This window comes from uncultured Shimia sp. (assembly GCF_947498095.1).
Classification (GTDB): domain Bacteria; phylum Pseudomonadota; class Alphaproteobacteria; order Rhodobacterales; family Rhodobacteraceae; genus Shimia.
Genome location: NZ_CANMJE010000020.1, coordinates 1 through 18253, shown reverse-complemented (window position 1 = coordinate 18253; position 18253 = coordinate 1). Strand labels below are relative to the sequence as shown.

The following is an 18253-nucleotide window of genomic DNA, read 5'->3' as shown; positions in this document are numbered from 1 at the left end:
GTTCCTTCAGGAGGGAAACCAGCCGCGGGTGCGGTTGGCAAAAGCGACAAGAGAAAGCATGACGGGTACTTCAACCAGCACGCCGACAACGGTGGCAAGGGCTGCGCCCGAACCGAGGCCAAAGAGCGAAATGGCGACAGCGACAGCCAGCTCAAAGAAATTTGAGGTGCCAATCATAGCGCACGGAGCCGCTACGTTGAACGGAACCTTCCAGATGCGCGCCCAGCCGTAGGCGACTGCGAAGATGCCGTAGGACTGGATCAACAGCGGGATGGCGATGAGGACGATCACTAAGGGGCGGTCCAGAATGACCTGACCCTGAAAGCCAAAGAGAAGGACAACCGTGACCAGAAGGCCCGTGATCGAAAACGGCGCGACCTTGGCCTTGAAGGCATCAACCGCCGCCTCGCCACCTTGTTTCACGAGGCGGTTGCGGGTGATGAGACCTGCGAGCAAGGGCAGAAGCACATAGAGCCCCACCGAGAGGATCAGCGTTTCCCACGGGACCACGATGTCGGTCACACCCAAAAGGAAAGCGACAATGGGCGCAAAGGCGAAGACCATGATGACGTCGTTCACGCTAACCTGCACGAGGGTATAGGTCGGGTCTCCCCGTGTCAGATTAGACCAGACAAAGACCATCGCCGTGCAGGGCGCGGCGCCCAGCAGGATGACGCCCGCCAGATAGGCCTGGGCATCGTCTGGTGGGATCAGCCCGGCGAAAACATAGTTGAAGAACAAGACGCCAAGGGCCGCCATGGTGAAAGGCTTGATCAGCCAGTTCACCACCAGCGTGATGACAATGCCCTTGGGACGGTCGCCGATATGTGAAAGCGAGGCGAAATCAACGCCGACCATCATCGGATAGACCATGGCCCAAATCAGCACTGCGACGGGCAGGTTGACCGAAGCCACCTCCATCGCCGCCAATGCGCCGAAGAGGCCCGGCTTGACATTGCCTAGGATCAGCCCTGCCCCAATGGCCAGTGCCACCCATAGCGACAGCCAGCGTTCAAAGGTTCCAAGGCCTGCCTCGGCTTGTGTGGTTGCGTCTGTCATGCGTCCTCCGGAGCGTCTGTGAACTCGCCAATCTCATCAAGCTGTTGTTGCAAGGAAAGCTTGTCCAGCTCGGCAAACGGCAAGTTGACCAAGAACGAGATGCGGTTCCTAAGCATTGCATAGGCGTCGTTGAAGGCAACGCCGATCTCTGCATCGTTACCCTTTGCAGTCGCGGGATCCGGAACGCCCCAGTGGGCGCTCATAGGTTGACCCGGCCAGACCGGACATTGTTCTGCCGCCGCACGATCGCAGACAGTGAAAACAAAGTCCATTTCCGGAGCATCTTTGATTACAAACTCGTCCCAGCTCTTGGAACGGGCAAACCCGGTGTCGTGGTTCAAACGGTTAAGCAGCGCGAGCGTCTGAGGATGCGGTGCACTGGCGGGGTTGGAACCGGCAGAAAAGCCGTGGAACTTGCCCATGGATTCGCGTTGAAGAATGGCCTCAGCCATCAACGACCGGGCGGAATTGGCATTGCACAGAAAGAGTACATTGTAGGTTTTGTCGCTCATGACGCGCTCCTTTCAGCAGCTACAGGCGATGTCTTCAATCAATGGATCACAGAGGTCTGGTCGCCCGCCGCAGCAGTCACGCAGCAGGAAGCCGAGGAGGCCGCGCAGGCCGTCGGTATTGGCAAAGTATCGGATGGTGCGCCCCTCGCGCTGGTTGCTGACGAGGCCAGCATTGAGCAGCACAGACAGATTGGCGCTGAGGGTATTCTGACGCACGTTAAGCCGGTCGGCGATGTCTCCGGCGGCCAGACCGGCCTCACCCGCCTCAATCAACAGTCTGAAGGCGTCCAGCCTGGTGGGCTGGCTAAGGGCAGAAAAGGCGGTGAGTGCGTTTGATTTATCCATATTTCATGAATTATGGAAGCATTAAGCGAGTCGCAAGAGAATATGTGGTCAGATTGCATGAAGTTTTTGTGACGGGGTTGGCGCAAGCCCAGCAAATTCGCCCGACTTAATGGTAGGAGCTTTGCGCACAAACAAAAAAGGCCCCGATCTTCACCGGGGCCCTTTCACATTTTGCGTGCGAGATTACTCGGCCGGCATGGTAGAGGTTTCCGGATCAACCGTGGTGGCGATACCGGCGGCCTCGCGGCGACCATCGTTCCAGATCGCCTTGATCAGAGCCACGCACATGAGCGCCATGACGATGGAGAACGGCAAGGCGCCGATGACCATAGCGGTCTGAATTGCCCCGGTGCCACCGGAAATCAGCAAACCACCCACCACGAGCGCCAGGGCTGCGCCCCAGAACATGATGTGGGGACGCGCCTTGGGACCTTCGTCGCCAGCTGCATTGATGGTGTTCACGATCAGCACCGCCATGCCCCAGGTCAGGATCTGTGCGATCGGAGCCAGCATGAACTCGGTCATGGCAAGGATCTTGCCACCGTTGGCGGCACCAAGGATCACGCTGTTCGCCGCGCCGTTGAGTTCCAGATCAACCGCGGTGCCTCCGACCCATGCGAACCAGACAAAGCACATCAACGAAGGCACGATCATAGCGCCGAGAACAAATTCGCGGATGGTACGACCACGCGAGATACGCGCCAGGAACAATCCCACGAAAGGCGCAAACGCGATCCACCAGGCCCAGTAGAACACCGGCCACCAACCCTGCCATTGGGCAAGAAGGAAAAATTAGACCCTTCGATACCGTCCGATTTGTAGACGTTAAAGCTGAGCCATGGCAGCGCAACCAGATAGTCCCAGATGCCGACAAAGAATGCCATCGCACCGAACCATGTGGCCCCAAAGATGATGAAAAAGCGCAAGAGGAAGATGGACAGCACCATGTTGATGTTCGACAGCCACTTGATGCCTTTGCCAACGCCCGAGAGCGCCGAGAGGGTCGACGCCCCCATGATGACCAAGAGCGCCACGATGATGCCGGTGGTGGTTGCGGTGCCGTCGGCCAGTGCAAGACCGCCAATACCGATGCGGGTCAGGCCAGCGACGAACTGTTCAACGCCAAAGCCCAACGTCTGCGCCACGCCAAGGATGGTTGCCACAACGGCGACGATGTCGATGATGTGCCCAACGGTGCCCGAGAGCGATTTACCAAACAGCGGTGTCAGCGAAGAGCGGGTCGTCAGCGGCAGGCCACGGCGATAGCTGAAGAACGCCAGCGCAAGACCGGCGATGGCGTAACACGCCCACGCGCCAAGACCCCAGTGCAGGTAGGACCAGACATAAGCGGTGCGTACGTTGTCCGCCTCAAGCGCCGTGGTCACACCCTGGACCACCGAAGGGTTATTCTTGAAATGCGCAACCGGTTCCGCAACGGCCCAGGTCAGCATGCCGGCGCCGATCCCAGCGCCGAACATCATTGAGAACCACGAGAAGTTGGAGAACTCGGGTTTTTCGCCGTCGACGCCAAGGTTCATGCGCCCGGCCGTTGGCCAGATCGCAAGGCCAATACACACAAGCACAAAGGCGGTCACAACCCAGATATACCAAGCGGCAAATTGCGATAGGATCGCGGCGTTCCATTCGCCAAGAACGTTGCCCGCCTGAGTGGGCCACACGATGCACCACACCACCAGCATGCTGCTGATGATGATCTTACTGATTACCGTCACGTCGACGCTGAACCCCCGAAAAAAACCGTTGTCCGCGGTTTTAATGGGCAGGTCCGATAATGGAGGTTTTATTGACATTTGTGTCTCCCTGTTGCGGCGCGCAGTGTGAAACGCGCCTGAATAGGACAACAATACGGGTGAGATAAGGTTTGATAAGCGGGAACCTTTCCGTGCATAGTTTCACGGGAATGAAACCTTGAATGGCAACAAGCGTACTCATTCGCAGCCTCAGCGATATCGACATTCGCCTTGTACGAATCTTCTTCACAGTGACGGAGTGCGGCGGGTTTGCCGCCTCGGAACTTGAACTCAATATCGGACGATCGACGATTTCAAAACACATTTCTGACCTTGAACTGCGCATTGGTCTGAAACTCTGCAACCGAGGGCCATCGGGGTTCTCTCTGACGGCAGAAGGTGAGCAAGTACTTGTTTCGGAACGCAAACTCTTGTCTTCGATCGACGGGTTTCAATCAGAGATCGACAATATCCATGCCACACTGACCGGGACCCTGCGTATTGGCGTGTTCGACCAGTCTTCCACAAATCCAACGGCGCGCATTCACAAAGCCATTCAGCGGTTTGATGATATTGCGCCAGACGTGGCACTAGAGATCGCGCTGGATCCGCCCAGCGCATTGGAATCGCGGGTCACGGATGGCTCTCTGGACATCGCCATTGTTCCGGTGCACCGGCAGTCGACGATGCTCACCTATACGCCGCTCTACTCTGAGCACATGACGCTGTATTGCGGCGAAGGGCATCCGCTGTTTGATTCGACGGACGCCGCACCGGACCTCAGCGGCTTCAAATACGCAGGCTATGCCTTCAACTCCCCCAATATGAAAGCCGGCAGAAAACTGGGCATCGCGCGGGCCGCACAGGTGCAGGAGGAAGAAGCCCTGTCGCTGCTCATTCAGTCTGGCAAATATCTGGGGTTCTTGGCGGACCATGTTGCCGAGACCTTTATACGAAAGGGCAGCGTGCGTCCGGTAGCGCCTGAACAGACCAGTTACTCAACCGTCTTTGCCGCCATCACCCGCAAAAAGCCGGAGCCGGACCGCAAGACGCAGGAGTTCCTGTCGTGCCTCAAACAGTGCCATGCGCCCTTGGTCAGCATTGGGCCAGAACGCTAAGAGGCCCCAGCCGCTCTTTTCATGCCAGTAGGGCCTAGCGGCACCAGAACAACCGGACGTTTTGGCGCCTAATAGAAGTCGATTTCGCGCACATCGATCAGCGCATCGTAATCACGCCCGTAGGCGACCACACCAACAGAGATAATCGTGCCTGCACGTGGTGTATTGCGCAACATTGACCCCGAAGAGTCAAACGACGATAGCGGCAAGCGGATTTCCTGCCAGCCTGGTTTGGATTCGAAACCTGATTGGTAGTACTGCCAAGGCAGCATCGCGCCAGTGGTACGAAGGTGGACAAAGTACCTCTCGGCATTTCCACGCACCACTAGCCGCACGCCCGTCACCTCGTCGGGCAAGCGGTCTTCGAACTTGCGGCGAAATTGAATGAATCCACCACGGTTTTGGGTGCTGACCGTTCCGGTCATCCGCGCAAAAGCAACGTCACCCTCGGTTAAAAACTTGACGGACCCGGTGGAGACACCCCCCATTACTGTATCAGCGACAAAATCCCATCGCAGGTCTGGTTTCATTTCAAAGTCTTCGAACATCTGACCTCTTGCTCCGACACTCGTGCCGAGACCTGAGGCCAATACAATTGCAAACAGTCTTTTTTTAACAAGTCGCATGAACCTTTTTCCTCAATTCAAAATGGCAATGGACAAATTTAGCGCTGAGGCGAATGCCACCCACACCGTATAGGGGATGAACCCGAGAGCCGAAGTACGGTCGATGTACCAGTTCTGCCTTATGAACGTCAGAACAACAAAGATCAGCGCCGCGATGATCACAAAGGCAATCCAAGGCTTCTGCATCACAAAAAAGACCGGTGACCACAGGAAATTCAACACCAGCTGTCCCCACCAAAGCGTCATCTGTGAAGACGCGCTATCCCGTTCCCATGTGCGCCACCCTGCCATTGCAATCAGGACGTAAAGCACAGTCCAGACAGGCGCAAAAATCCAGTTTGGAGGGTTGAACCATGGTTTGCTGAGATTTGCGTACCAATCTCCTGGTGCGGTCATGCTGCCGATCAGGATGCCTCCGCCCATCACCAGAAGAAGAAAAGCAAAGCGCGTCAAAAGCGTGTTCATTGGACTGACATCTCACAATTTGTAGTGTGGCTGTTTTGGAGTAGCTGCGCGCTTCGATCAGGCAATCACGAGCAGGACGTTCCGGAAATCTTTGCCTCGGCGTTGGTCGAAAACGTTGCCGATTTCTGATCGCCAACGTGCACATAGGAGACCACCGCACCCTGAATCTCAGCGCCCGATACAGTGATGGCGCGCTGGCCAAGTGTATCGTCCACGTCGATTGTAAAAGCGATCGCTTCATTGGGTGCGAGGTTTACGATATCCAGGCTGATCTCGGTTTGCCCATCGGTCACCTTTGGCACGCCATCCAATGCCTCAGCGCCTTGCACAATCTCGAAAGGTTGAAACACCTCGACGCCCTGCCCTTCTGAAGTCACGTCGAAAATTAGCCCGCCTTGAGAAGGAGCGAGGTCCACCAAAAGTGATAGGTCAGACATGGCGCAGGCTCCCGTGTTTTCGATGCGAAAACGGTCTTTCGGCGCCCCTTCGTCAAAGCTGACACGAAGATCTGCCTGAGCAGTCGTCCCGAACATGACCATGGATGCCACACCGGCGGCGGAAAGCGAATTTAGAAAATAACCCATTGATTGTCTCGATCCCTAAGGTTGATGTCAGAGGGATTACGCAAGCAGTCTCAAGTGAGATCACTTTTTCTGAAATCGCGCCAAAAGGCCAATATCAGACGTTCTATTCCTGTGGCACTTCGGGCGTTTTGGCGATTTCTCCGCGAAACCATCTGAGCACAGACTGAACAGTTTCGGGGGCCGTTGAATCCGGCCGATACTCCAGCGAATAGGCATCGTCGCGGTAATGCATGGGCGCGCCGATACGAACCAGCCGACCTTCGGCAATCTGGTCCGCGACAAGGTGATGCCAGCCCAGCGCCACGCCTTCGCCATCCATCGCGGCTTGAATCATGAAGTGGTAGTTTGAATAGCGGTAAGCATCCGTGGTGTCGGGCATGGGCTGACCCAGATGAGCAAACCAGCGTTCCCAGCCGACAAATTCAGTGTCACGTTCTTCGAAATGCAAAAGATCTTTGGTGCTGAGCCTGTCGCCGCCTTTACCCTGCCAGGTTGGGGCCGCTACGGGATAGACCACCTCGTCAAACAGGCTGAGGCTGGGCCATTCGGTCCACCCGCGCGAACGCCAGTTGACCACCATGTCAACATCCTCCAGATCGACGTCTTCAAGCCAGTAGGACACGACAAGATGGATAGGCGTGTCCCCAGCCGCGCGGCGCAAATCAGAGAACCGTGGCAACAGCCAGCCATGGGCAAACGAAAAACTGCAGGCCAGTGTGAGACCCTCGCGCCGTGCGCCTTGGGCAACTTTGCGATAGGCCGTGTCAATATGGCTGAGGCCAAGATCCACAGCCCCGGCAAGCGCGATCCCATCCGATGTCAGGGTCAAACGGTTGTGGTCGCGCACGAATAGTGGCTGACCCAGCGCGTCCTCAAGGTTGGCAATGTGTCGGCTGACGCTGGGCTGGCTGATGCCCAGCTCTTCGCCCGCCCGCGTGAAACTGCCAAGGCGCGCGGCGGCCTCAAAAACTGGCAGGGCGGTGAGGTGGGGCTGGATACGGCGAAAACGGGATGGCATAACCTGAAGCTATGCAACGGATAGGAAATTGGCAAGTTTACTGACGCTATCGGAGTGCTAGGATCCATTCAGACACATAAGGATCGTGACCATGCCTGCCATTAAATCCACGCCACTGACCGAAAACTTTGGGGTGATCGCCCATGACCTCGACCTGGCTGATGTGACCGAAACCCATCTATTCCCGGAACTGCGCGCCCTGTTCGAGGAGCATTCGGCTGTGCTGGTGAAGGGGCAGGACCTGCCCGGCGACGTGCATCTGCGACTGGCCAAAATGTTCGGTCCGGTCGAAGACCGTCTGGCTGATGAACGCGACGAGGGCTACAAGGAAGAAGTGCGCCCGGTGTCAAACGTGACCGACAGCGGCGGGCTGACCGGTGAGATGGACATGCACACGATGCACCTTATCGCGAACCAGCAATGGCATATCGACAGCACCTTCATTCCGACCCCGTCGCTGGTGAACATCCTGACGGCCAAAGTTCCGACAGATGAGGGCGGCGAGACCGAGCTGGCCTCGACCCGAGCGGCCTTTGCGACCTTGCCTGAAGCGCGAAAAGACGAACTGCGGGCGCAGCGGTTCTGGCACAAGTACTCTCACAGCCGCGAACGGATTTCGCCAGAGCTGGCCAAGCATCCGATGTTCCACAAATGGCCACCGCAATGTTGGCCAGCGATCTGGGAAAACCCCGTGAACGGCAAGGAAAGCATCTTTGTTGCCAGCCACGTCTATCAAATCGACGGCGTGAGCCCGGAAGACAGCCAGCCGATCGTCGACGACCTGGTGGCCTATTGCACGCAGCCGCAATTCACCTATTCGCACAAATGGGAAAAGGGCGATGTGCTGCTGTGGGATCAAAGGGCGACGCTGCACCGAGGCATGCCTTGGGATCTGTCCAAACCGCGGCATCTGGACAGTGTCTGTGTGTCAATGACCGATGCGGACGGGTTGGCGGTGGCGCGCGCGGCGGTGGCCTGAGAGGACACACGCCCCGGGACATGACCAATTTGTGAAACGTCCCGGCAATGCGTAACCTTGATTGCCTGCCTCAAACTTCTAATTTGAGTGAGCAACAGGAGCGCGCGCCATGATGATCAATGCTGACTTTTCCGAACGGGTGGTGATCCGCCCTGAGGACCACACTTGGGTCAAATCCCCGGCAAATGGCGTGGAGCGCATGATGTTGGATCGGATTGGCGACGAAGTGGCGCGTGCGACAACGCTGGTGCGCTTTGCTCCCGGGTCCTATTTCGATGCCCATACCCACGGCGGCGGAGAAGAGTTCTTTGTGCTTGAGGGCGTGTTCTCAGACGAGAGCGGGGACTATCCGGCAGGCAGCTATGTGCGCAATCCGATTGGTACGTCACACAAACCTCACACCGATCAGGGCTGCACGATCTTTGTAAAACTGCATCAGTTCGATGCCGACGATCAGGCGCATTTTCATGTCGACACGCGCGCGGCCGCATTTGGCCCCGGTGTACATCCCGGACTGAGCGTCCTGCCGTTGCACAGCGTTTCTGGCGAGAACGTCGCCTTGGTGCGCTGGGAACCGGGGACACAGTTTAGCGGGCACCGGCATTGGGGCGGCGAAGAAATCCTCGTGCTGGAAGGCACGTTTCAGGATGAACACGGGGACTATCCAGCAGGCACCTGGATTCGCAGCCCGCATATGTCCGAGCACACGCCCTTTTCGGAAGAGGGGTGCCTGATTTACGTGAAAACCGGCCACCTGACCCCGGACGCGATGCACGCATCCCCTACAGCCTAGCCGTAAACATCCAAGGGTCGATCTTCGAGCATCGTCTCCATAGAAAACACCCCTGTCACAGTCTCAAGCTCGATCCCTGTGGTCAGCCGCTTGTAGACCGCGTCATAGCCAGTCATGCCGCGTGTCACCACTTTGAGCATATAGTCCCAATCGCCGCCGATCCGATGCATTTCAACCACTTGCGGGATGCGCGAGACATGGGCACGAAAGGCCTCGATCCAATCGTCAGAGTGCGTGCGGGTACGCACCATCACAAACACGGTCAGGTCCAGCCCCAATGCACGCGCCGCGACTCGGCGATGGCTGCCCAAGAGAACACCAGCCTCTTCCAGCCGTTTCAGACGCCGCCACAGCGCATTTTGTGACAACCCGACACGGTCCGCCAGTTCGCGTTGCGACAAAGCACCGTCGCGCTGGGCAATGTCGAGAATACGCCTATCAATTTGATCGAATTTTTCAGACATAACCGATCAAATGACACAAAATTTCTGATAAATCAATTAAACAAGGGGAGGTTTCCCCTGTTTCGCGTTGTTATCTTGATTGCATAACTCCTCACGCGAACAGGTCTCTCATGTCACATCTCTCTCCCCTCGCCCAGTTTGAAGCAAACCTGCGCGCCCTGCCCGATCCAGTTGCGGCGCTAAAGCAGGGCCAGATTGGCAAAGACCTGACGTTTGACACACCCTTTGGGCAGCAAAAAATGATCTATGCGGACTATATCGCCTCGGGTCGCCCTCTGCGTCAGGTGGAAGAATTCATCATGTCAGACGTGCTGCCCTATTATGCCAACAGCCACACGGTCGACAGCTTCTGTGGCGCCACCATGACCAACATGCGTGCTGAGGCCCGTGACGTGATTGCGCAAAAGTGCGGTGGCTCTGCATCGGAACATGCGGTGATCTTTTCCGGATCGGGCGCCACATCTGGCCTGAACCAGCTGGTGCATCTGTTGGGCCTGCGGAATGCTTTGCAGCGTCGGGAACGGACGTTTGTCATCATGGGACCCTATGAGCATCACTCGAACATCCTGCCGTGGCGCGAAAGCGGCGCCGAGGTGATCGAAATTGATGAGGCACCGAGCGGCGGGCCAGATCTGGATCAGCTTGACCAAGAACTGAACCGTTGCACAGCGCTGGGCCTGACCGTCGCCGCGTTTTCGGCGGCCTCAAACGTCACCGGCATCTGCACCGATATCGCGCAAGTCACACGTATGGTCAAAAGCGCAGGTGCGGCGATGGTCTGGGATTATGCGGGCGGTGGCCCCTACCTTGACATCAACATGAGCCTACCGTGTGGCACGGCGATTGATGCGGTTGCCCTGTCGCCTCACAAGTTCATTGGAGGTCCCGGTGGCAGCGGTGTTCTGATGGTGCGCCGCGATGCCGTCAAAGTGAACACCCCCAGCCGCCCCGGCGGCGGCACGGTGGCCTTTGTGAACGGCAAGCGCCACGACTATGTGGCCTGTATTGAACAGCGCGAAGAAGGCGGCACGCCAAACGTCATCGGGGACATTCGCGCGGCGCTGGCATTGATCGTCAAAGACGTCATCGGGTCGGAGTATATCCAGACCCGCAATGCCGGGAACACGGGCAAGGCATTTGCCGCCTGGGGAGGTGTTCCCGGCATTGAAATTCTCGCGGCTGAGCAAGAAGTGCGGTTGCCGTTTTTGTCCTTTGTCCCTCGTGACACAAATGGCCAGAGAATCGACTATCGCGATTTCACGCGCGCGCTCTCGGATCGTTATGGCATTCAGGCCCGTGGGGGATGTTCCTGCGCGGGTCCTTATGTGCATCGGTTGATGGAGATCGACGACGCATGGTCCGAGGAAATTCGTGCCGATATCCTATCCGGGGACACCAAGTCTAAGCCGGGGTTCGTGCGATTGAATCTGAGTTACCTGATGGAAGACGACACAATTGATTTCATCCTCGACGCGGTGCGGGATTTGGTCAGTGAAGGCGCAGCTAAAGCAGCCTAAAGCGTTGTTTTCCGGTACTTAAAGGCCCCGGACCCGCGGGCAATCACTTCCCCGGTGTCATCTGTGATGGTGCCCTCGGCAAAGAAGGTCGAGGCACCGCCACCGACTTTGTGCCCTTCGGCGATCAGGAGCTTTCCTTTGGGTCGGCTCAGAAAATTCGTGGTCAACGACAGGGTCAACGCAAGGCGCTTGTGTGCCGGATCGCCCGTGTAACTGCCCGCGTACCCCATGACCGTATCCAGCAAAGTGGCATAGACCCCACCATGCGGCAGCCCGGCCCGATTGGCGTGATAATGCTCTATCGGCAGTTCAAGGCGGGCGTGATCTGCACCCCAATGGGTCAGGTGAAATCCCAAATGGCGTTGCAGCGCATAGGGAGATTCGTCAAGTCGGGGGTCAAGCGGGGTCATGGTCATGGCGGTGTCATAGCAAAGTTCACTTTCCGAGACACCCCCGAAGCGCTGCCAGAGCCAATCCCATCGGTGCAACGGGTGCAAAAGATTGGCAAAAAACCGAAAGTCATTGGCACGCGCAGAGAGGCAGTCCTCGCAACACGACACCAATTACTTCTTATCAACACAGCACGTCGCCCCAAGTATCGAAAGGACACCTCATGCAATTAAAAGCCCTTGCCACCGTTACCGCCCTCGTCTGTTCAACCAGCGTTGCAGTTGCTGCACTGCCGACAGATCCGACACCAGCGACCCCATCACAGCCTATGAGCTATGAAACCTATGACGTGGCCACCACAAACGGTATGGACCGCCGCAAAGGTCGGCGCGACACGCGTCAGGATTGCCGTCAAGACAATGGCGCTGTTGGTAAAGACAAGCGGGATTGCAAACAGGACGGCCGATCCGGGTGCCCCCCGCCCCGTCGGCGCAACGATCTTGTTGCCGGATCAAAAGACTGCAATGCTCGCCCCACACATCTGAGTGGAGCATACCTTGGCAGACATCGCACATTCCGCGCATGACATGATCGCAGGCATGACCCCAGATTTGCGCCCCGGTCAGTTTGTTTTTGCCTCAATCAAAGATCCCGAGCAGGCCACCCGATTGCTTGTCGACGCGCTTGGAACCTATAACGAAGCCGAAGGGCTGTCGTTGCTGTTGCCTTTGGATGTTGCACAGGCTGAGGGATTGTCCTGCGATCACCCAATGCGCTGCATCACGCTGAACGTCTATTCGGCGCTGGACGGCGTGGGGCTGACGGCGGCGGTGGCGACGGCTCTGGCCGAGAACGGCATTGCCTGCAACATGGTCGCGGCACATCACCATGACCATGCCTTTGTGCCCGCAGAGTCGGCAGAACGCGCTCTGGCCTTGCTTAAGGGACTGCAGAGTGCAGCGCAGACCCAAGCCTAACGCCGCATCAACAACAAGCTGTACGCAACAACCAGAACCAGCCCCGCGTTGATGGCAAAGGACAGGCCAAAGTCCGTGGCCTCGACAAGAAAGCCGACAGAGATTACCGCCAAGGCACCCAAGGTGCGCGACAGCATGAAACTGTTGCCCAGAACCCGGCTTCGAAGATGTTCGGGGGTGCGGTTTTGCAGGATCACGTTATTACCCGCCAGAACGAATGTTGTGCCCACCCCGATCAGACACAGGCACGCCATCGCCAATCCCCCCGCCATTGCAAACGAGGACATCGCCCAGAAAAACGCGATGTACCCTAGCCCCAGAATGCCAAGGATCTTTGGTGTCAGCTGCTCCAACCCTTGTGCGGAATTGCGATGTGCATGAATAAGCGAGGCGATGATGCTGCCCACCATGAAACTCGCAGTGAGCAAGGTGAACCGATGCGCGGCGAACAGGTCAAACCGGTCATTGATACCGGGCATCAGGCTGATCAGCGGGCGTTGCAGGATCGCGGCGGCGAGGATCAACACAATGGCACGGGACACTGTGCGATTGCTGACAAAAACACGCATGCCATCCAGAATTTCGCGCAACAGAGTCGCCGTGTCCTGCGGCTCTCTCGGCGGCTCTGCGCGCAGCGTGACGCGCGCCAGACACGCCAGATACACCAATGTTCCCAGTGCATTGGCCGCAAATGCCAATGGCGCGACACCCAGATCAAACGAAAAGACATATGCTGCCAGCACCGGGCCGACGATGTAAGACCCATTGGTAACTGTGATGTTCAGGCTGACGGCAGCTGACAGATTTTCGGGGCGCACCAGACGGTTGATCATGCCAAAAAACGCAGGCTGGCTGAACCCGATCAGGGCGCCTTCGAGGAACACGAAGGCACAAAGAACCGTGGGCGTCAGGGCCCCTGCCCATGCGGTGGCTGCAAGGGCAAACCCCGTGACAACCTGGATCCAGAGGATGATCTTCAAAAGGCGGAACCGGTTGCCTCGATCCGCGATGGCGGCGGCCCAGGGCGTCACCAAAACGCCCGGAAACAGATCGCAGAAAAACACGAAACCGACCCAGGCCGCTGATCCCGTGACCTCCCACATCCACCAACCAATGGCCAAGAGCGTCACCCAGTAGAGCGTGTAAGAAAACGCAAAGCCACTGAGGAACAGACGATAGTTTGGTTCGCTCAGAGCGCCAAAGCGGCGATTGGGGTTGTCGGACATCTGAGCTGTGGTCTCTTTTGTGCATCGGGGCTTAGGGGCAACCTGTCATTGTTTGGCGGGATTACAAAGGAGATTGTTGCGCGTCTAGACGTTGGAGGAGTTGCACGGAAAAGAAGGACATGTAGGCTGCGGGACTGCACCCACCCAACAGGAGATCGAAATGCTCAAGATCATCGAGGCGACCACGCCCGCCCAGTTCGACACAGTGTGCGACATGTGCTGGGAGTACCGCGATTTCCTCATGGGGATGGGGCCCGACTTTGTAGAGATCATCGAGCTTTTCTACGCAAAGCCTGACTATGAAGCGCTGTTGCAGGACATTGAAATCAAGCACGCGCGCCCCGGTGGCACCGTCAAGCTGGCGCTGCACAATGACACGCCCGTGGGCTGTGGCATGTCTCATTCGCTGGAACCCGGCGTGGCCGAGATCAAACGGGTTTACATCCGCGAGGACGCCCGGGGATTGGGTGCCGGGCGCACCCTGATGGAGGTGCTTGTGCAGCAACTCCGTGCAGATGGGTTTACGCGGATTCTCATGGATACCGGCCTCCCTCAAGTTGCAGCGCAAAAACTCTATCTTTCGATGGGTTTTCGCCAACGCGGCCCCTATTCAGAGATGCCCCCGATCACCGAGGGCAAGATGGTGTTCTTCGAGATGGACCTTTAGCGTCAAATCGCTGTCAGCCCGCCATCAAGCGCAATGGACTGCCCGGTCATGAACGAGTTTTCCGGTGCACAGGCCCAGAGCATCGCCTGCACGATCTCCTCGGGCTGGGCAACACGCCCCATCGGAATGCGCGATGTGATAGTGCCCAGCGCCTGTTCCCGGCTGGCACCGCTGCGCGCGCCGACCTGCAGGGCCATTTCTTCGACCATCGGTGTGATGGCAAAGGACGGACACAGCGCATTAACGCGGATGTTCTTGCGGGCATATTCGTCCGCGGCGGCCTTGGTCAGCCCGACCACCGCATGTTTGGCAGCGGAATAGGCCGACAGATGCCCCGAGCCCACCAGCCCGGCCGCCGAGGCGACATTGAGGATCACACCCTGTCCAGCCTTGAGCATATGCGGCAACTGTTGCTGCATGCAGAGAAACACACCGCGAGCATTGACGGCATAGTTCTTGTCAAAATCTTCCACCGGTATCAGGTGCAGCGGCGCGAGGTCGTGCCCGATCCCGGCATTGTTGATGCCGACATTGATGGTTCCGAACGCGGTGGCAATGTTGGTGGCATGGGTCGCGACCTGTTCAGCATTGGAGACATCCACGGTATCCGCAACAACCTCAGCGCCGGTGCCGCGCAGAGCCTCGGCCACCTCTTGCAACGCATCGCCGGAAATGTCCGACAGGCCCAGCTTGGCCCCTTCGGCTGCAAAGCGTTCAGCGGCCATCTTGCCAAAACCCGACGCCGCGCCGGTGATCATCACCACCTGATCCTTAAACCGTTTATCCATGTTTCGTGGCCTCCAGACCTGCATTCGCGAACAGCGGCACATAACTGCCCATCTTGGCCGCCCGTTCCGGGTCAGAGGCGTTTCCGTCCAGCCCGCGTTTCTTGACGCCTTGAATGATCGCCGCCATGCGGAAGAAACAAAAGGCGAGATAAAAGCCGAATTTCTCGATGCCGGGCAATCCCATGCGTTCGCAGTACTTGCCTACAAAATCGCGATCCGACGGGATGCCAAGTGCCGCACGGTCAACGCCTTGCAGCCCCCGTCCCGCGCCACCCGGCGGCATTTGCCATTGCATGATCACGCCCGCCAGATCGGCGTAAGGGTGGCCGATCGTTGACAGCTCCCAGTCCAGAACCGCGACGCATCTCGTGTCGTCTGGCGCAAACAGCAAATTGTCGAGGCGATAATCGCCATGCACCAAAGTGCGTTTGCCATCATCTTCGGGCATGTTGGCCTCGAGCCAATCAATCAGCTGATCCATTGCCGGAACGGGTTCCGTCTCAGACGCGCGGTATTGCTTGGTCCAGCGTCCAACCTGACGCTCAAAGTAATTTCCTTCTGGTCCATAGTCGGAAAGCCCCACAGCGCCGATGTCAACAGAATGAATGGCCGCGAGAACCGCGTTCATCTGGTCAAAGACTTCTGCACGTTCATCGTTGGTCAGGTCGGGCATGCGCGGGTCGTCAAAGTTTCGCCCATTGATGCGCTGCATGACATAGAACATCGACCCGATCACGTCGTCGTCTTCGCAAAGCACATGCATTTCGGCGACCGGAACGTCAGTGCCCGCCAACGCCTTTTGCACGCGGAATTCACGATCAACGGCATGGGCTGATTTCAGGAGTGTCCCCGGGGGCTTTCGCCGCAGAACGTATTCTCCCGAGGGTGACGACAGAGCAAAAGTTGGATTGGATTGCCCGCCTGCGAATTTCTCAGCCCTTAGCGGCCCCTGAAAGCCCGGCATAGTGTCTGCCAGCCACGCGGCAACATCTTCGGTGTCCAATTTTGTCGCGTCCATATTGTCCTCCCCAGGACTCTCCCGTTTTCGTATTGCCAAAAATACTCCCGGCGGAGGCGCCCTGACCAGGACGCCAGCTCAGTCGATCAGGAATAGGTTAGCATCTCTTCTTCATTTTCGGCTGTGATATGCGGCGTTTCGTTGAAACCGTTCAGCCAGGTGCCGTTTCTGGAAATCACCAGACGGGCCACGGCACAGTTCTTGACCTGAAGCTGCAGGCCAATCATCTGGTCGGCCGGCCCATCAACCACATCTGCAATTGTCCGCCCAATGGCGCCGCCAGATGAGACCGCGAGCGTCGTTTTGGCGTCCGTGCCCCCGATAATGGCGCGCGCCTTGCGCACGCGGTCGGTAAAAGCCGCAAAGGTTTCCGGCGGGGCGTTAATCTCGTTTCGCTGCCACATCAGAACCGTATCACGCAAAGTGCGAAAATGGGCGCGGCGGTCATCATGCATCCCTTCCGGGGCGCCACCGTCCGCGAAACGGGCGTTCAAAAGCCCGGTGAAATCAAATTCGTTCAGGCCCGGCAAAACCGTAGGTTTTACCTGCAGCCCCATGCCCTTGGCCATACCTTCCCAGGTCTGGCGATGGCGTTTCTGCGCGCCGATAAAGACCGCGTCTGGGCGCACACCCTGATGGCGTAACGCAGTCCCCAAGGCTTCGGACTGACGATGCCCCAGCGCGGACAGATTGTCATAGTCCGCCGCCCCAAACGAGGCTTGGGCATGGCGGACAAGATGCAACATCTGGCTCATGCGATACGGTCTTGTAGCCGGGCAATGGCGGCGTGATATTCGCGTTCGTAGCGCGCGACCACCTCTGCCACGGGCACCACTTCTTTCACCGCGCCAATCCCCTGTCCCGAGCCCCAGATGGTTTTCCAGGCTTTCGGTTTTTCGCGTTTGTCGCCAAAGCTCATTGTGGCAACGTCGCCCTCCGGCAGGTTGTCGGGATCCATTCCTGCGTTGGCTACCGAACCGCGGAGATAATTCCCGGAAACACCCGTAAACAAAGAAGAATAAACGATATCATCCGCGCCGCTTTCGACGATCATGTCCTTGTAACCCTGTACGGCGTTGGCTTCTTGGGTGGCGATAAAGGGCGACCCGATATAGCCAAGATCAGCCCCCATCGCGAGGGAGGCCAACAGAGCGTCGCCCGTGCCAATCGACCCGGACAACAACAAAGGCCCCTCAAACCATTCACGGATTTCCGAGATCAGCGCGAGAGGAGATTGCGGGCCAGCATGGCCACCGGCACCGGCAGCCACAGCGATCAGACCATCAGCGCCCTTTTCAATCGCCTTTTTGGCAAAGCGGTTGTTGATGATGTCGTGCAAAGCGATACCGCCGCAAGAATGTGCCGCCTCGTTGACCTCAACCCGCGCGCCTAGTGAGGTGATCCAGATCGGCACCTCGTGTTTGGCACAAATCTCAAGATCCCGGTCCAATCGCGTGTTCGATCGGTGCACGATCTGGTTCACCGCATAGGGAGCCGCCGGAGTGTCCGGATTTGCCTGATTGTGGCGGTCCAACTCTTCCTTGATCTGGGTGAGCCAGGTGTCGAGCAACGGGTGCTCTCCCTCGCCCTCGCGCGCGTTGAGCGCGGGGAAGCTGCCAACAATCCCGGCCTTGCACTGGGCGATGACCAATTCAGGCACCGAGATGATAAACAATGGCGAGGCAACTGCGGGGATACGCAGACCTTGAAGGGCTTTGGGCAGATGGCTGTCACCGGGCATGGCGTCTCTCCTGAATTCGCACATACTGGACGGTATGTTTTTTGCCACAAGACGCAAGAGGAGATGCAAAGGACATTGCGTCACTTAGCGCGACATCAGTGGCCCAGCGAAGTGTTTCGGCCTAACATCCGGTTTGTTGGTGCGGTTTCAACTGGTCGCTTCAACACAGGTCTCGAATTTCTCTGCTGGGGTTTGGTATTGCATGGTCTTTTGAG

General features: G+C 57.7%; 21 protein-coding genes and 1 pseudogene. 7 read left to right on the top strand and 15 right to left on the bottom strand.

From position 1 onward, the window contains the following. Positions 1 to 6: 6 nt before the first annotated feature. From arsB to Q0932_RS19450, 4 genes and pseudogenes are all read right to left on the bottom strand, one after another. Positions 7 to 1059, bottom strand: a complete 1053-nt coding sequence (gene arsB / locus Q0932_RS19465; RefSeq protein WP_299356760.1) for an ACR3 family arsenite efflux transporter — start codon at positions 1057 to 1059, stop codon at positions 7 to 9. After that, positions 1056 to 1571 carry an arsenate reductase ArsC gene (locus Q0932_RS19460; RefSeq protein ID WP_299356759.1) on the bottom strand — a complete coding sequence of 172 codons (516 nt, stop codon included), beginning with the start codon at positions 1569 to 1571 and terminating at the stop codon, positions 1056 to 1058. The genes arsB and Q0932_RS19460 overlap by 4 nt, the downstream gene beginning before the upstream one ends. 12 nt (positions 1572 to 1583) lie before the next feature. After that, positions 1584 to 1916 (bottom strand): metalloregulator ArsR/SmtB family transcription factor, encoded by a 333-nt coding sequence (locus Q0932_RS19455; protein WP_299356758.1) that lies wholly within the window; start codon positions 1914 to 1916, stop codon positions 1584 to 1586. Between the two features lie 183 nt (positions 1917 to 2099). Continuing rightward, positions 2100 to 3727, bottom strand: a pseudogene (locus Q0932_RS19450) (BCCT family transporter). A gap of 122 nt (positions 3728 to 3849) precedes the next feature. On the opposite strand from Q0932_RS19450, the gene Q0932_RS19445 reads away from it, so the two are divergent. After that, the gene (locus Q0932_RS19445; protein WP_299356757.1) at positions 3850 to 4785 is read left to right on the top strand and encodes a LysR family transcriptional regulator; all 936 of its coding nucleotides are present in this window, start codon (positions 3850 to 3852) and stop codon (positions 4783 to 4785) included. A gap of 68 nt (positions 4786 to 4853) precedes the next feature. Here Q0932_RS19445 and Q0932_RS19440 read toward each other — a convergent pair whose 3' ends face one another. The 4 genes from Q0932_RS19440 to Q0932_RS19425 all read right to left on the bottom strand — a co-directional run bounded on the left by Q0932_RS19440 (position 4854) and on the right by Q0932_RS19425 (position 7478). Beyond that, positions 4854 to 5411, bottom strand: a complete 558-nt coding sequence (locus Q0932_RS19440) for a CIA30 family protein (protein WP_299356756.1) — start codon at positions 5409 to 5411, stop codon at positions 4854 to 4856. 12 nt (positions 5412 to 5423) lie between these two features. Further along, the gene (locus Q0932_RS19435; protein WP_299356754.1) at positions 5424 to 5876 is read right to left on the bottom strand and encodes a TspO/MBR family protein; all 453 of its coding nucleotides are present in this window, start codon (positions 5874 to 5876) and stop codon (positions 5424 to 5426) included. Positions 5877 to 5941: 65 nt separating this feature from the next. Next, positions 5942 to 6460: an aggregation factor core gene (locus Q0932_RS19430; protein ID WP_299356753.1), complete on the bottom strand. Its 519-nt coding sequence runs from the start codon at positions 6458 to 6460 to the stop codon at positions 5942 to 5944. Positions 6461 to 6563: 103 nt separating this feature from the next. After that, positions 6564 to 7478 carry a LysR family transcriptional regulator gene (locus Q0932_RS19425; protein ID WP_299356752.1) on the bottom strand — a complete coding sequence of 305 codons (915 nt, stop codon included), beginning with the start codon at positions 7476 to 7478 and terminating at the stop codon, positions 6564 to 6566. Positions 7479 to 7569: 91 nt separating this feature from the next. Between Q0932_RS19425 and Q0932_RS19420 the strand changes: the two genes are divergently transcribed. Together Q0932_RS19420 and Q0932_RS19415 are read left to right on the top strand one after the other, a co-directional pair. Then, positions 7570 to 8457 carry a TauD/TfdA family dioxygenase gene (locus Q0932_RS19420; protein WP_299356751.1) on the top strand — a complete coding sequence of 296 codons (888 nt, stop codon included), beginning with the start codon at positions 7570 to 7572 and terminating at the stop codon, positions 8455 to 8457. 109 nt (positions 8458 to 8566) lie between these two features. Next, positions 8567 to 9250, top strand: a complete 684-nt coding sequence (locus Q0932_RS19415; RefSeq protein ID WP_299356749.1) for a cupin domain-containing protein — start codon at positions 8567 to 8569, stop codon at positions 9248 to 9250. Here Q0932_RS19415 and Q0932_RS19410 read toward each other — a convergent pair. Continuing rightward, positions 9247 to 9714, bottom strand: coding sequence for an Lrp/AsnC family transcriptional regulator (locus tag Q0932_RS19410; RefSeq protein WP_299356747.1), 468 nt, complete (start codon positions 9712 to 9714; stop codon positions 9247 to 9249). The genes Q0932_RS19415 and Q0932_RS19410 overlap by 4 nt on opposite strands. A 110-nt stretch (positions 9715 to 9824) precedes the next feature. On the opposite strand from Q0932_RS19410, the gene Q0932_RS19405 reads away from it, so the two are divergent. Then, complete coding sequence (locus tag Q0932_RS19405) at positions 9825 to 11231, top strand: aminotransferase class V-fold PLP-dependent enzyme (protein ID WP_299356745.1); 1407 nt, start codon at positions 9825 to 9827, stop codon at positions 11229 to 11231. On the opposite strand, the gene Q0932_RS19400 is transcribed toward Q0932_RS19405, so the two are convergent. Further along, on the bottom strand, positions 11228 to 11647 hold the full coding sequence (locus Q0932_RS19400) for a PaaI family thioesterase (protein WP_366141439.1): 420 nt from the start codon (positions 11645 to 11647) through the stop codon (positions 11228 to 11230). The two genes, Q0932_RS19405 and Q0932_RS19400, sit on opposite strands and share 4 nt — an antisense overlap. 197 nt (positions 11648 to 11844) lie before the next feature. Between Q0932_RS19400 and Q0932_RS19395 the strand changes: the two genes are divergently transcribed. Together Q0932_RS19395 and Q0932_RS19390 are read left to right on the top strand one after the other, a co-directional pair. Continuing rightward, entirely contained in the window at positions 11845 to 12207 is a 363-nt protein-coding gene (locus tag Q0932_RS19395) for a hypothetical protein (RefSeq protein WP_299356743.1), read from the top strand. Continuing rightward, on the top strand, positions 12179 to 12598 hold the full coding sequence (locus tag Q0932_RS19390) for an ACT domain-containing protein (protein WP_299356741.1): 420 nt from the start codon (positions 12179 to 12181) through the stop codon (positions 12596 to 12598). Before Q0932_RS19395 ends, Q0932_RS19390 begins: the two co-directional genes overlap by 29 nt. On the opposite strand, the gene Q0932_RS19385 is transcribed toward Q0932_RS19390, so the two are convergent. Beyond that, a complete protein-coding gene (locus tag Q0932_RS19385) occupies positions 12595 to 13824 on the bottom strand; it encodes an MFS transporter (RefSeq protein WP_299356739.1) in 1230 nt (409 codons plus the stop codon). The two genes, Q0932_RS19390 and Q0932_RS19385, sit on opposite strands and share 4 nt — an antisense overlap. 160 nt (positions 13825 to 13984) lie before the next feature. Between Q0932_RS19385 and Q0932_RS19380 the strand changes: the two genes are divergently transcribed. After that, on the top strand, positions 13985 to 14491 hold the full coding sequence (locus Q0932_RS19380) for a GNAT family N-acetyltransferase (RefSeq protein WP_299356737.1): 507 nt from the start codon (positions 13985 to 13987) through the stop codon (positions 14489 to 14491). Between the two features lie 2 nt (positions 14492 to 14493). Here Q0932_RS19380 and Q0932_RS19375 read toward each other — a convergent pair whose 3' ends face one another. From Q0932_RS19375 to Q0932_RS19360, 4 genes are all read right to left on the bottom strand, one after another. After that, entirely contained in the window at positions 14494 to 15279 is a 786-nt protein-coding gene (locus Q0932_RS19375; protein WP_299356735.1) for an SDR family NAD(P)-dependent oxidoreductase, read from the bottom strand. Beyond that, the gene (locus tag Q0932_RS19370) at positions 15272 to 16297 is read right to left on the bottom strand and encodes a phosphotransferase family protein (RefSeq protein ID WP_299356733.1); all 1026 of its coding nucleotides are present in this window, start codon (positions 16295 to 16297) and stop codon (positions 15272 to 15274) included. Before Q0932_RS19370 ends, Q0932_RS19375 begins: the two co-directional genes overlap by 8 nt. 86 nt (positions 16298 to 16383) lie before the next feature. Continuing rightward, on the bottom strand, positions 16384 to 17052 hold the full coding sequence (locus Q0932_RS19365) for a histidine phosphatase family protein (protein ID WP_299356731.1): 669 nt from the start codon (positions 17050 to 17052) through the stop codon (positions 16384 to 16386). Then, a complete protein-coding gene (locus Q0932_RS19360) occupies positions 17049 to 18038 on the bottom strand; it encodes a nitronate monooxygenase family protein (protein ID WP_299356729.1) in 990 nt (329 codons plus the stop codon). The genes Q0932_RS19365 and Q0932_RS19360 overlap by 4 nt, the downstream gene beginning before the upstream one ends. Positions 18039 to 18253: the final 215 nt, after the last annotated feature.